Raw genomic sequence first — 411 nt, forward strand, 5'->3', positions numbered from 1 at the left:
CGCCGGAACTCGATATTTCGTATTTCTTCACGGACAACGTCGCAGCCGAGCTTATCCTCGGCACCACCTATGCCAACGTCACAGGCCAAGGCTCGATCGGCGGGCTGGGGAATATCGGCAAGGTTTGGCTGCTGCCGCCGACGCTGACATTGCAGTACCACTTTACCGATTTCGGCGCCTTCAAGCCCTATGTCGGCGCGCCGGCGTGAACTATACGATCTTCTATCATCAGCAAGCCGGCAGCGCCGATGATCTAAAGGTCAAAAACACTTTCGGCACCGCGCTGCAGGTCGGGTTCGACTACATGGTGGACCAGCACTGGGGCGTCAACTTCGTAAGCGGGTAGCTGATGCCGTTCAGCGCTGGTAGTTCCAAGGCATAAGCGCCTCGATATCGCTGTTTGGCCAGCCA

At 57.7% G+C, this 411-nt stretch carries 1 pseudogene; it reads left to right on the top strand.

Annotated features, from left to right (window positions below):
• Nucleotides 1–334 (top strand): annotated as a pseudogene (locus AC0L2Y_RS34625) (OmpW/AlkL family protein); the annotation flags it as partial.
• Nucleotides 335–411: the final 77 nt, after the last annotated feature.

This window comes from Mesorhizobium sp. WSM4830, from assembly GCF_055811495.1.